General features: G+C 70.1%; 11 protein-coding genes. 9 read left to right on the top strand and 2 right to left on the bottom strand.

The window, feature by feature from the left end:
• The first annotated feature begins 83 nt into the window (after positions 1–83).
• The 8 genes from ACFZDA_RS02765 (at position 84) to ACFZDA_RS02730 (ending at position 10,305) form a co-directional block, all read left to right on the top strand.
• Positions 84–1,331: an ROK family protein gene (locus tag ACFZDA_RS02765; RefSeq protein WP_391073796.1), complete on the top strand. Its 1,248-nt coding sequence runs from the start codon at positions 84–86 to the stop codon at positions 1,329–1,331.
• 219 nt (positions 1,332–1,550) lie between these two features.
• The gene (locus tag ACFZDA_RS02760; RefSeq protein WP_391073794.1) at positions 1,551–2,813 is read left to right on the top strand and encodes an extracellular solute-binding protein; all 1,263 of its coding nucleotides are present in this window, start codon (positions 1,551–1,553) and stop codon (positions 2,811–2,813) included.
• Between the two features lie 20 nt (positions 2,814–2,833).
• Positions 2,834–3,799, top strand: a complete 966-nt coding sequence (locus ACFZDA_RS02755; RefSeq protein ID WP_391073791.1) for an ABC transporter permease subunit — start codon at positions 2,834–2,836, stop codon at positions 3,797–3,799.
• Positions 3,796–4,680 (top strand): ABC transporter permease subunit, encoded by an 885-nt coding sequence (locus ACFZDA_RS02750; RefSeq protein WP_391073788.1) that lies wholly within the window; start codon positions 3,796–3,798, stop codon positions 4,678–4,680. The genes ACFZDA_RS02755 and ACFZDA_RS02750 overlap by 4 nt, the downstream gene beginning before the upstream one ends.
• A gap of 12 nt (positions 4,681–4,692) precedes the next feature.
• On the top strand, positions 4,693–7,557 hold the full coding sequence (locus tag ACFZDA_RS02745; RefSeq protein WP_391073786.1) for a glycoside hydrolase family 2 TIM barrel-domain containing protein: 2,865 nt from the start codon (positions 4,693–4,695) through the stop codon (positions 7,555–7,557).
• Between the two features lie 118 nt (positions 7,558–7,675).
• The gene (locus ACFZDA_RS02740) at positions 7,676–8,692 is read left to right on the top strand and encodes an ATP-binding cassette domain-containing protein (protein WP_391073783.1); all 1,017 of its coding nucleotides are present in this window, start codon (positions 7,676–7,678) and stop codon (positions 8,690–8,692) included.
• A gap of 1 nt (position 8,693) precedes the next feature.
• A complete protein-coding gene (locus tag ACFZDA_RS02735) occupies positions 8,694–9,497 on the top strand; it encodes an ABC-2 family transporter protein (protein ID WP_391073780.1) in 804 nt (267 codons plus the stop codon).
• Between the two features lies 1 nt (position 9,498).
• A complete protein-coding gene (locus ACFZDA_RS02730; RefSeq protein WP_391073777.1) occupies positions 9,499–10,305 on the top strand; it encodes an ABC-2 family transporter protein in 807 nt (268 codons plus the stop codon).
• On the opposite strand, the gene ACFZDA_RS02725 is transcribed toward ACFZDA_RS02730, so the two are convergent.
• The gene (locus ACFZDA_RS02725; RefSeq protein WP_391073774.1) at positions 10,219–11,559 is read right to left on the bottom strand and encodes an MFS transporter; all 1,341 of its coding nucleotides are present in this window, start codon (positions 11,557–11,559) and stop codon (positions 10,219–10,221) included. The two genes, ACFZDA_RS02730 and ACFZDA_RS02725, sit on opposite strands and share 87 nt — an antisense overlap.
• A gap of 171 nt (positions 11,560–11,730) precedes the next feature.
• Between ACFZDA_RS02725 and ACFZDA_RS02720 the strand changes: the two genes are divergently transcribed.
• Positions 11,731–12,498 (top strand): hypothetical protein, encoded by a 768-nt coding sequence (locus ACFZDA_RS02720; protein WP_391073772.1) that lies wholly within the window; start codon positions 11,731–11,733, stop codon positions 12,496–12,498.
• A 12-nt stretch (positions 12,499–12,510) separates the two neighbouring features.
• Here ACFZDA_RS02720 and ACFZDA_RS02715 read toward each other — a convergent pair whose 3' ends face one another.
• A complete protein-coding gene (locus ACFZDA_RS02715) occupies positions 12,511–12,885 on the bottom strand; it encodes a hypothetical protein (protein WP_391073770.1) in 375 nt (124 codons plus the stop codon).
• Positions 12,886–12,907 lie beyond the last annotated feature (22 nt).

Genomic DNA, 12,907 nt, shown 5'->3' with positions numbered 1-12,907 from the left:
GTCCCGGCAGCCCATAGCCTTGCGCCGCGCCGGTGCCGACGTCGACCCGGCCCGAGCCGGCCTGGGAAGGGATGGGCACCCCGGTGAAGCGCACGTCACGCGACATCCGCACCGCGAACCGCTATGAGGTGCTGCGCCAGATCATCGCCGAGTCACCGACCTCCCGGCAGGAGCTGGCGGCCGCCACCGGCCTCAGTCTCGCCACGGTCGCCACACTCGTCGGTGAGCTGCTCGACCTCCGCATGATCACGGAGGTCGGCTTCGAGGACTCGGCCGGCGGCCGCCCCCGGGGCCTGGTCGCGGTCAACTCCTCGGGGGGCGCCCTGATCGGCGTCGACATCGCCGAGACCTACGTCCATGTCGAGCTGTTCGACCTGGGGCTGAACGTCCTCGCCCGCGCCGAGGAGGACGTCCGCGCCAGTGAGAGCCTGCCGGAGCAGGTGGTGGGCCATGTGGCCGCCGCCGTCGGCTCGGTGGTCACCCAGGCCGGCATCGAGGGCGCCCGGGTGCTCGGGGTGGGGGTGAGCGTGCCGGGGCAGGTGGACCGCGCCACCGGCACCTCGGAGTACGCGCCCAACTGGGACTGGCACGACGTACCGCTGCTCGACCTGCTCACCGAGCACATCGCCTATCCCCTGTACCTGGACAACCCGCTGCGTGCCAGCGCCGTGGCCGAGCTGTGGTTCGGGGCCGCGCGCGGGCGGGGCAACGCCGTCGTGGTCAACCTCGGGACCGGGGTCGGCGCCGGGCTGGTGCTGGGCGGCGGGCTGCACCGCGGCGTGAGCAACAGCGCCGGCGAGTGGGGCCACACCACGATGGTGCTGGATGGACGCCCGTGCCGCTGCGGCAACCACGGCTGCGTCGAGACGTACGTCGGCGCGCGCGGCATCATGCTGAATCTGCGCGAGATCGGCCCCGACAGCGCGCTGCTGCACCCGGACGACCAGACGGCGACCATCGACGCGCTGGCCCGCGGGGTCGCGGCGGACGACCCGGTGGCGCGCCGGGCCGTGCACGAGACCGCGCGCTATCTGGGCGCCGGCGTCGCCGACCTGGTGAACCTGTTCAACCCCGAGATCGTCGTGCTGAGCAGCTGGGTCGCCCGCACCCTGGGGGAACCGCTGCTGCACGAGGTGCGCGAGGCCGTCGCCCGGCACGCGCTGCCGCGGCCGCTGGCCGCCACCGAGATCGTCCTCTCCCCGATCCCCACCGACCCGGTGTGCCTGGGCGCGGCCACGTTCGCGCTCGAAGGGGCGCTCCAGGCCGCCGGGCAGCGGAACGGCAAACGCACCACCCCCGCGCGGAGCCGCACCACCGCTCCACCCTCGTAAGGCGGAAACAACTCCTCCGCCACCCCCACTTGTTCGAAATCACGAACCGAACACAACGCTTCGAACAGACTTCGTCCAACCCCTTGCCGAAGCCTTAGCCGAAGCTCTAGCGTCCCGCACCGCACCTCTCTTTGAGCCATCTGGCGCGGGCCCCCGGGCCGTGAGCCATCAGGCAGTGAGCCGAAGAGCCGCAGCCGCACTCGAGACAAGGACGTCAGCATGTCGGCATCGAGCAACATGAACTGGGACCGCCGCAACGTACTGCGGGCCGCGATGGGCCTGGCCGCCGCCGGCGGACTCGCCGCGTGCGGCAGCAACACCGGCCGGGCCAGCGGAGGTTCGGGCGACGGCCTCGTGCAGTACTTCCACGCGTACGGCGAGGCCGGCGTCGAGCAGGCCGTCAAGCGGTACGCGAAGGCCTACAAGGACGCCAACGTGACCACGCAGTGGATCACCGGCAACAACTACGAGCAGAAGCTCTTCGCCGCGCTGCTCACCAAGAACGCGCCCGACGTCTTCGAGTTCCACCCGCAGATCCAGCTCATCAAGAGCGGCCAGGTGGCCGACCTCACCGACATCATCGAGCCGGTCAAGGACGACTTCAACCAGGCCGACATCAAGTCGCACACGGTCGACGGCAAGATATACGGCGTCCGGATGATCGACGACCCGCAGTTCCTCTTCTACCGGCCTTCGCTGTTCAAGAAGGCCGGGGTCGAGGTGCCGACCACCCTGGAAGAGCTGATCGAGGCCGCCGACAAGCTGACCACCAGCAAGGTCAAGGGCATCTTCCTCGGCAACGACCTGACCTCGATCGACCGCCCGCTGATCTGGTCGGCCGGCGCCGACACGCTCACCGCGGACAACAAGCCCGCCTTCAACACCGACGCCGTCGCCGAGGGCCTCAAGCAGCTGCGCGGTCTCTTCACCAGCGGCAACCTGCTCCTCGACGCCCCCGCCGACTCGTGGGACCCGTCGGCCTTCATCCAGGGCCTCACCGCGATCCAGTGGTGCGGCATGTGGGCCATGCCGGCCATGCAGAAGGCGCTCGGCGACGACATCGGCATCTTCCCCTTCCCGAAGGTCGGCTCGGCCGGCAAGCAGTCGGTCTACAACGGCGGCTGGTCGATGTTCGTCAACGCCAAGAGCAAGAACGTCGAGGCGGCCAAGGAATACGTGAAGTGGCTGTGGATCGACCAGAAGCAGTACCAGGAGGACTTCGCCACCTCCTACGGCTTCCACATCCCGCCGCGCACCTCGCTCGCCGCCTCCGCGACCAAGCTGAAGTCCGGCCTGCCGGCCGAGGGGGTCAAGCTCTTCAACGAGTTCGGCCACTTCGACAACATCGGCTGGACGCAGGCCATGATCGCCGCCTTCTGGGACGTGATCGCCAACACCGTCCGCAAGAACGGCGACCCGAAGGCCCAGCTCGACGCGTGTGAGAAGAAGGTCAACGCCGAACTCAAGAAGCTCTTCGGATAGACCACCGGACGGATCTCGACATGTCGACCACCACCACACGCGGGGTCGCCCAGCCCGCCCCGGCCAAGGTCTCCAAGACCCGGCCGAGGCGGGGCCTGAGGGCGAACAGCACCTTCAACTTCTGGCTCTTCACCGGGCCGTTCCTGATCGGCCTGGTGATATTCGTCTTCGTTCCGATCGGCTGGAGCATCTGGCTCAGCTTCTTCGAGGCGCGCTTCACCGTGACGCCGAGCGAGTTCGTCGGCTTCGACAACTACAAGCAGATCCTGACGGACACGAACTTCCGGAACTCGCTGGTCACGTTCACCGTGTTCGCCGCGTTCATCGTGCCCGCCACCTGGGCCCTCTCGCTGAGTCTGGCACTGCTGGTCAACCGGCTGCGGTTCATGCGGGCGTTCTTCCGGTCGGTGTTCTTCCTGCCGACCGCGGTCAGCTATGTCGCCGCCGCGCTGATCTGGAAGATGTCCATCTTCAACGGCGTTCGCTTCGGTCTGGCCAACACCGTCCTCGGCTGGTTCGGCATCGACAACATCGCGTGGCTGGCCAACCCCGACCCGCCCTGGTACTGGCTGGTCATCGTGACCGTCCGCCTCTGGCTCCAGTCGGGCTTCTACATGATCCTCTTCATCGCGGCGCTGCAGAACATCCCGCGGGAGCTGTACGAGGCGGCCGCCATCGACGGCGCCAAGTCAGGCTGGCAGACTTTCCGGTACATCACCCTGCCCCAGCTCAGGGCCACCTCCACCGCGGTGATCCTGCTCCTGCTGGTCGCCGCGTACCAGGCCTTCGACGAGTTCTTCAACCTGCTCGGCAAGGCCACCTGGGGCCAGCCCCCACTGGTCGAGCTCTACAAGATGGCCCTCGGCCAGAACCAGAACTACGGCGCGGGCAGCGCGGGCGCGGTCGTGCTGACCCTGCTCATCTGCGTCGTCACACTGCTCCAGGGCAAGATCATGGGCTTCGGAAGGGGTGAGGAGTCCAAGTGACCACCACAGCACCCGACATCAGCAAGGTGCCGAAGCCGGCCAAGGTCAAGCGCGGCGGCGGCGTCATGGGCAGCACCGGTCTGTACGTCGCGACCGGCGTCGCCGCCCTCCTCTTCCTGGTCCCCTTCTATCTGATCGTCCGCAACGCGCTGATGACGGACCCGGAGATCACGGGTGAGAGCTGGAAGTGGTTCCCCACTTCCATCCAGTGGGGCAACGTCACCGAGCCGTTCGACGACGTCACCGTCGACTTCGCGCAGTCCCTGTGGAACTCCGTGGTCGTCGCCGTCCTCCACACGGCGGGAATCCTGCTGATCTGCTCGATGGCCGGCTACGGCCTCGCCCGCATCCCGTACAAGCACGCCAACAAGGTGTTCTACGCCGTTCTGGTGACCCTGATGGTTCCGACGGCCGTCACCTTCGTGCCGAGCTTCGTCCTGGTCTCGTCCCTCGGCTGGGTGGACAGTTACCGGGGTCTCATCATTCCGGGCCTCTTCAGTGGTTTCACCTGCTTCCTGTTCCGGCAGTACTTCCTCGGGTTCCCGAAGGAGCTGGAGGAGGCGGCACGCGTGGACGGGCTCGGCTACTGGGGTGCGTACTGGCGAATCGTCGTACCGAACTCGCTGAACTTCTTCGCGGCGATGGCCACGATCACCTTCATCAACGGCTGGAACTCCTTCCTGTGGCCTCTGGTCATCGGCCAGGACCCGAGCGCCTGGACGGTCCAGGTGGCACTGTCGTCGTACATGACGAACCAGACCGTCAACTACCACCTGATCTTCATGGCCACGGCCATTTCCATCCTGCCCCTGTTGTTCGTGTTCCTCTTCCTCCAGCGCTGGCTGGTGCAGGGGATCGCGCAGACCGGCATCAAGGGCTGAGCAAGGAGACCGATGTCTTTCCGCACCACCGCCGACTACGTCGAGGACGTCTCGCCCGGCAGCGGGGCCCTGCCGCCCCGCGCCTGGTACGCGTCCTCGGACGCGCGGTCCCTGTCCCTGAACGGCAGCTGGCGTTTCCGGCTGTCGGCGACGATCGACGCCGAGGACGACTCGTTCGCCGGGGAGGGCTACGAGGCCGGGGACTGGGCCGAGGTCATGGTCCCCGGGCACTGGGTCCTCCAGGGTGACGGGGGGTTCGGGTCCCCGATCTACACCAACCACCTGTACCCCTTCCCGGTGGACCCGCCGCACGTCCCGACGGAGAACCCGACCGGTGACCATCTGCGCGTCTTCGACCTGCCCTCCGACTGGCCGTCGGACGGCGGGGCGGTGCTGCGGTTCGACGGCGTCGAGTCCTGTGCCCGCCTGTGGCTGAACGGCACGGAGCTCGGCGAGTTCAAGGGCTCCCGGCTGCCGCACGAGTTCGCGGTCGGGCACCTGCTGAAGCCGGGCGGCAACGTGCTGGCCGTGCGGGTGCACCAGTGGTCGGCGGGGTCGTACCTGGAGGACCAGGACCAGTGGTGGCTGCCGGGCATCTTCCGTGACGTGACCTTGCTGCACCGCCCGGCGGGCAGCGTGGGCGACTTCTTCGTGCACGCCTCCTACGACCACACCACCGGCGAGGGCACCCTGCGCGTCGACTCCGACGTCGCCGGGCGGGTGACCGTCCCGGACCTGGGCATCGACGTCGCGACCGGCGAGGCGGTGACGGTCGCGGTCGAGCCGTGGACGGCCGAGACGCCGAAGCTCTACGACGGTGTGCTGGCCACCGAGGGCGAGCGGGTGCCGCTGCGGATCGGTTTCCGTACGGTCGTCCTTCAGGACGGGCTCGTCAAGGTCAACGGCAAGGCCGTCCTCTTCAAGGGCGTCAACCGGCACGAGTGGCATCCCGAGCGGGGCCGCGCGCTCGACCTGGAGACCATGCGCGAGGACGTGCTGCTGATGAAGCGGCACAACCTCAACGCCGTGCGCACCTCCCACTACCCGCCGCACCCGGCCTTCCTCGACCTGTGCGACGAGTACGGCCTGTGGGTCATCGACGAGTGCGACCTGGAGACCCACGGCTTCACCGAGCAGGACTGGCGGGACAACCCGGTCGACGACGACCGCTGGACCCCGGCCCTGCTGGACCGCGCCGCGCGCATGGTGGAGCGGGACAAGAACCACCCGTCGATCGTGTTCTGGTCGCTGGGCAACGAGGCCGGCACCGGGCGCGGCCTCACCGCCATGGCCGAGTGGATCCACGACCGCGACCCCGAGCGGCTCGTGCACTACGAGGGCGACTGGAACTGCCGCGACACGGACGTGTACTCGCGGATGTACGCCTTCCACGACGAGGTCGACAAGATCGGGCAGAAGCTCGACGGCGGCACCCACAAGCGCCGCGAACTGCCCTTCATCCAGTGCGAGTACGGGCACGCCATGGGCAACGGCCCGGGCGGGCTGGCCGACTACCAGGAGCTGTTCGAGAAGTACGAGCGGCTCCAGGGCGGGTTCATCTGGGAGTGGATCGACCACGGCATCAAGCACCCCGAGCTGGGCTACGCCTACGGCGGTGACTTCGGCGAGGAGCTGCACGACGGCAACTTCGTCTGCGACGGGCTGGTCTTCCCGGACCGGACGCCGTCGCCGGGCCTGGTCGAGTACAAGAAGGTGATCGAGCCCGTCCACATCGAGGGCGACGGCGCCAACGGCATCGTGCGGATCACCAACAAGCAGGACTTCGCCGACCTGTCCGCGCTGGCCTTCGAGTGGTCCTGCCAGGTGGACGGCGAGACGGTCGAGTCGGGTTCGCTGTCGGTGCCGGCGCTCGCGCCGGGCGAGAGCGCCGAGGTGAAGCTGCCGGAGCCACCGGTGGACGGCCGGGGCGGCGAACGCCAGTGGACCGTGCGGGCACTGCTCGCGGACGACACGCTGTGGGCCCCGAAGGGCCATCTCGTGGCCTGGGGGCAGTTCGCCGCGGGGGCACGGCCGCTGCCGTCCTTCCCCGCGAACGACCGGCCCGTGCGCGACGGGGAGCGGTTCACCCTCGGCCCGGCCGCGTTCGACGCCCGCACCGGGGCGCTGCTGGCGGTCGGCGGGGTGGAGGTGAGCGCCCCGCGGCTGGACGTGTGGCGGGCGCCGACCGACAACGACGACGGCGCGGAGTGGCAGACCGACACCCGCTACGGGACGCTGTGGCGCACGCTCGGCCTGCACCGCATGCGGCACCGCCTGGTCTCGGTCGAGGCCGGCGACGACGCGCTGACGGTCCGCACCCGGGTGGCGCCCGCCGCCCGCGAGGTCGGCCTGGACACGGTGTACCGCTGGACGTCCGACGGCGAACGGCTGCGGCTGGAAGTGTCCGTGACGCCGGAGGGCGACTGGACGGTGCCGCTGCCCCGGCTCGGCGTCCGGTTCGGTCTGTCGGAGGCCGACGCCGTGGAATGGTTCGGCGGCGGGCCGGGCGAGGCGTACCCGGACACCAAGTCGGCGTCCATGGTGGGGCGCTGGCAGTCGACGGTGGACGGGCTGCAGACGCCGTACGTCCGCCCGCAGGAGAACGGCGCCCGCGCCGACGTCCGGTGGGTGGAGCTCGGCGGTCTGCGGATCGAGGGCGACCCGGAGTTCTGGTTCACCGCGCGGCGCTGGACCACCGAGCAGCTGGACGCGGCCCGGCACCGCACGGACCTCACGCCCGGCGACACGGTGTGGGTCAACCTCGACCACGGGCAGCACGGCATCGGCTCGCAGTCGTGCGGCCCGGGACCGCTGCCGCAGTACTTCCTGAAGGCCGAGCCGGCCCGGTTCGCGTTCGTGTTCTCGACCGCCAGGTGAGAACTCGGGGTAAGAACCCGATTAATCGATTGACCAATTGATCGACATTCCGACAGTGTCGGAACATCATCCGCGGCCGGTCGGCCCTCGAAGCCGACCGGCCGCGACTGTTTGCACCATGAGAAAGTCGGTGGGTCGGTTGAATGTCGCCATAGAGGTCCGCGGGCTGACCCGCACGTTCCACACCACCGTCCGCCGCCCCGGTTTCCTGGGCGCCGTCAGATCACTGGTCAACCCGGAGCGCGTGGCCAAGCACGCCGTCGCCGACATCAGCTTCGACGTGGCCCCGGGCGAACTCCTCGCCCTGCTCGGCCCGAACGGCGCCGGCAAGTCCACCACCATCAAGATCCTGACCGGCATCCTCACGCCGACGTCCGGTGAGGCCCGGGTCGCGGGCGTGGTGCCCTACCAGGAGCGGGAGCGCAACGCCCGTAACATCGGCGCGGTGTTCGGGCAGCGCACCCAGCTGTGGTGGGACCTGCCGGTGCGCGAGTCGTTCGCGATCCTGCGGGACATCTACGAGGTGCCGAAGGCCGAACACGCCGCCCGGCTGAAGGAGTTCGACGAGATCCTGGAGCTGTCGTCCTTCTGGGACACCCGGGTCCGCCATCTCTCCCTCGGCCAGCGGGTGCGCAGCGATCTGGCCGCCGCCCTGCTGCACGACCCGCCGGTGGTGTTCCTGGACGAGCCGACGATCGGCATGGACGTGGTGGTCAAGGAGCAGGTGCGGGAGTTCCTGCGCCACCAGGTCGAACAGCGTGGCCGTACGGTCCTGCTGACCACGCACGACATGACGGAGGTCGAGCGCCTCGCCGAGCGGGTGGTGCTGGTCAACCACGGCCGGCTGGTCCTGGACGGCACCCTCGACGAGATCCGCCGGAAGTTCGGCTCGACGTGGCAGGTGCGGGCCACGCTCGCCGACCCGCACGCCGAGGTCGTCCCGCCGCCGGGCATCACGCTGCTGCGGCACACCGGCGCGCAGGTCGTCTTCGGCCCCGACGGGGCGGACGCGCCCACCGTCCACCAGGCGCTGAAGGCCGTGATCGAGCGCTTCGAGGTCACGGACATCGCCCTGGACGAGGCGGACCTGGAGGACGTGATGCGGGCCGCGTACGTGCACGTCGGGGAGGTCTGACATGGCCGTGCTGCACGCCTGGCGCGCCGCCCGTGTCACCCCGCTCGGCGAGCTGAACGCCCCGCCCCGGATGACCGCCGTCGCGCTCCGGCTGGCCGTTCAGGTGGTGCTGGTCTGGTCGCTGTGGCGCGGGCTGTACGCGCAGACCGGCACGACCGCCGGGCTGAGCCGCGACCAAGCCGTCACGTACGCCGTGCTGGCCGTGCTGGCGTCCCGGCTGCGGGAGCTGGACCAGTACGCGGGCCGGGACACGGTCCTCCAGCACATGCACTTCGGCACCATCGTCTACTGGTACCTGCGTCCGCTGCCGCCACAGCGCTACTACGCCCTGCGGGCCGCCGGCGAGCAGCTGTACGGCCTCGCGTGGGCGCTGACGGGGTACGTGGTCTGCCTGGCGACGGGGGTCGTCGAGCCGCCCCGCTCGGCCGCGGTGGCCGGGGTGTTCTGCTTGAGCATGCTGCTGGGCCAGTGGGTCCTGTACTACGTGATGCTCGTGCTCGACCAGTTGTGCTTCTGGACGGTCCGCAACACCGCCGCGATGCTCATCCTGCTGTTCGCGCAGAACCTGCTGTCCGGGGTGTACGCGCCGCTGTGGTTCTTCCCGGACTGGTTCGTGACGATGAGCGCGTTCCTGCCCTTCCAGGCCACGCTGAGCGTGCCGCTGTCGCTGTACGTGGGGCGGATCCCGCTGTCCGACGCGGCCTTCCAGCTGTCCGTGCAGGCCGCGTGGGTCGTGGTGCTGGCGTTGTTCACCCGGCTGCTGTGGCGGCGTGCCGCCCGGCGCGTGATCTCGCAGGGAGGCTGAGATGTCGCTGAAAGCTCTGCGGATCGTCTGGCGCGTCACGGCGCTCAACTTCCGCGCGCAGATGGAGTACCGCACCGAGTTCCTGCTGATGATCGCGATCGGGGCGATCTGGCAGGTGTCGGTGATCGTGTTCGCCACGGTGCTGCTGTCCCGGTTCGCCGGGATGGGCGGCTGGGACAGCTCGGACGTGCTGCTGATCCCGGCGACGCGCATGCTGGCGCACGGCCTGTTCGTGCTGTTCCTGGGGCGGATGCACTGGGCGGGCCGGCAGATCCAGGAAGGCCGGGTCGACATCTACCTGATGCGCCCGATGCCGGTCCACCGGCAGATCCAGCTGGCGTTCTTCCCCACCAACGCCATCGGGGACCTGACGGTCGCGGCGGGTCTGATGGTGGGGGCGCTGTCCCGCAGCGACCTGGACTGGACGTCCGGCCGCATCACGTATCTGATCGCGGCCGTCCTCGGCGGCATGCTCCTGGAGGCCGCCCTGTTCACGGTCGTGGCCAGCGCTGCCCTGCGCTTCCCTGCCGCCGACCAGTGGGGCCGCTGGCTGGAGGAACTCCTCGGCACGTTCGGCAGCTACCCGCTGAACGTCCTCCCCAAGGCCGTGGGCGGCTTGCTGACCTACGGGCTCCCGCTCGCGTTCGTCGCCTACTTCCCGGCGGCGGTCCTGACGGGCCACGGCCACACCACCGGTGTGCCGTACTGGCTGGCGGCGGCCTCACCGCTGCTCGGGCTGCTGGCGTACCTGGGATCCCGGCTGCTGTGGCGGTGGAGTCTGCGGCACTACAGCGGGGTGAACGGGTGACCGGCCGGACCCGCGGACCGGGGTGAACAGGGCCGCCACGGCGAGCAGGACGCAGGTCGCTCCGGCTGCCAGGGCGACCGGTGTCGTGCCCTGTTCCTCCGCGGCCCAGGTGAGGACGGCCGCGCCGACCGGTGCCGCCGCGTAGTGCAGGGTCCAGAACGCGGAGGTGACCCGGCCCAGGAGGTGCTGCGGGGTCACCTCCTGGCGGAGCGACATCGAGCAGGTGCCTCCCACGGCGGCGCAGGCGAGGAAGGCGGCGCTCAGGGCGGCGACGGCCGGCACGTCCCGGGCCCAGCCGAGCCCGGCGAAGGCCAACCCGCACACCGCGACCGAGCCGGTCCACGTCGGCCCGAAGCCGAGGCGGCGGCGGATGCGGGCCACCAGCAGGGCGCCGGTGATGGTGCCGAGCGCGCCGGCCGCCATGACGGTGCCGACCGTGCCGTCGTCATGGCCGAGGTCGTGCTTGAGGTGGTAGATGACCAGGTCGTTGATGCCCAGCGTGAGGAAGCTGAAGACGAACAGCAGGGCGGTGAGCGAGCGCAGCACCGGGTGGCCGTAGAGGAAGGCGATGCCGGTGCGCAGGTCCTGCCACAGGCCGGTGCCGCGGTCCGTGCGCTCGTCCGGTGCGCGTTTGCAAAACCGTACGAAGTACAGGCACCCGGCCGACACCCCGAAGCTGGCCGCGTCCACGCCCACGGCCGCCGCCGGGCCGGACCAGGCGGCGACCAGTCCGGCGCACAGCGGTCCGAGGACCCCTGCCGCGGCGGCCGTCGCGTTCAACCTGCCGTTGGCCTCGGTGAGCCGGCCCGTGCCGACCAGGCCTCGCACGACCGTGACGTAGCCGACCGCGAAGAGCATGCCCACGGCCTCGCACAGCGGCAGCACCGCGTACAGCAGCCAGATCCGCGGGCCGAACAGCCACACCAGCGGGATCACCCCGTACAGGACCATGCGCACGAGGTCGCAGGCGATGAGCAGCCGGCGCCGGTCCACCCGGTCCACCACGACCCCGGCGAACACCGCCGCCACGACCGCGGCCGCCCCGCCCACCGCCGTCAGAAGACCCATCCGCGCGACCGACCCGGTGGCCTCGAGCACCAGCAGGGGCAGGGCGATCAGCGCGAAGGAGTCGCCCAGTACGGAGAGGGTCTGCGCGGCCCAGAAGATGCCGAAGTCCCGCTGCCGCCACAGGGGACGGGAGCCGGGTAAGCCCTCGCCGTCGGCGTCCTCGCGTCGCCCCGCCCCGTGCGTCATACCGCCTCCCCCGTGCTCCCCCGGCCATCCCCTCACGAGCGTGAAAACGATACCGGCGGGCGGTGCGGACGGGGTAGCGTACGCAGCGTGAAGTGATCTCTCCCGCGGCGTCCCGGACACCGCAGACGCGACCCGATCCGTACCGCTGACACTCCGCGGGGAGACATCACCATGCACATCGCCTTGGGCGGCACCCCTGAGGACACACTGGCCGCTTTCACCGCACGGGCGGCCGCCGATCCCGGCGTTGCCGGGCTGGTCCTCAGCGGCTCCCGGGCCCACGAGGGCATGCCGACGGTCCACTCCGACTACGACCTGCACGTGATCCTCAGGGACCACCACACCTCGCCGATCGCCGGCCTGGACTGCTTCCGTTCCGCCCACCTGGACCTCGTGGTCATTGCGCTGGCGGAGTTCCGCACCCGTGGCATGCCCGGCAGGCCCGACCACTTCGCGCGCTACTCCTACGTCCACGCCCGGGTCCTGCTCGACCGGCTCGACGGGACCATCGCCCGGATCGTCGACGAGAAACGGACGCTGGGCGAAACCGAGGCCCGGGCCGCCGTCGACGGCTGGCTCGACGCGTACGTCAACCAGACCTACCGCTCCCTGAAGAGCTACCGCGACGGCCGCCCCGCCATGGGCCACCTGGACGCCGCCGAGTCCGTCCCCTACGCGCTGGAGGTGCTCTTCGCCCTGCACCGCCGCGTCCGGCCCTACAACAAGTTCCTCCAGTGGGAACTGGAGCGGCAGCCGCTGGGCGAGCCCCGGTGGGACGCGGGCCGGCTCCTGCCGGTCGTCCGCCGCATCCTGGCCGACGGCGACCCGGCCGCCCAGCGGGCCCTCTTCGCGGACATCGAGGAGGCGGCACGGCGGGCCGGCCACGCCCCTGTGCTCGACGCCTGGGGCACGGAACTGGAACTGCTGCGTCACCCCTGACGGACCAGGAGCTCAGCGCCGGGCCAGCGCCAGCACACTCAGACCGAACATCAGGACGCCCAGAGGGAGATGGACCGACGGGACGTGCGCGATACCGAGCACGACCTGGACCGAGGCGAGGACGAGGAAACCCGACGCGTGCCAGACGGGCCGGGCGGAGCCGCCGCCCGGCTTCCACGCCAGTACGGCCGCGAGCAGGTACAGCATCGACGCCCCGTACATCACGCGGGCTCCGGCACTGTGCAGTGTCTCTCCGTAGGACGCGGTCAGCAGCAGCCCCGCCGAGACCGCCTGAAGGAAGATGGTCAGGGTCTGCAGGGCGATCGCGATCCGCAGGAACGAGGAGCCACGCCGCACGTCCGCCGTCGCCGTCATCTGAGTGGCCATGTCACAGTTCCCCTTGTCCGCC

This window comes from Streptomyces sp. NPDC007991 (assembly GCF_042958445.1).
Classification (GTDB): domain Bacteria; phylum Actinomycetota; class Actinomycetes; order Streptomycetales; family Streptomycetaceae; genus Streptomyces.
This window is presented reverse-complemented; position numbering and strand designations above follow the sequence as displayed.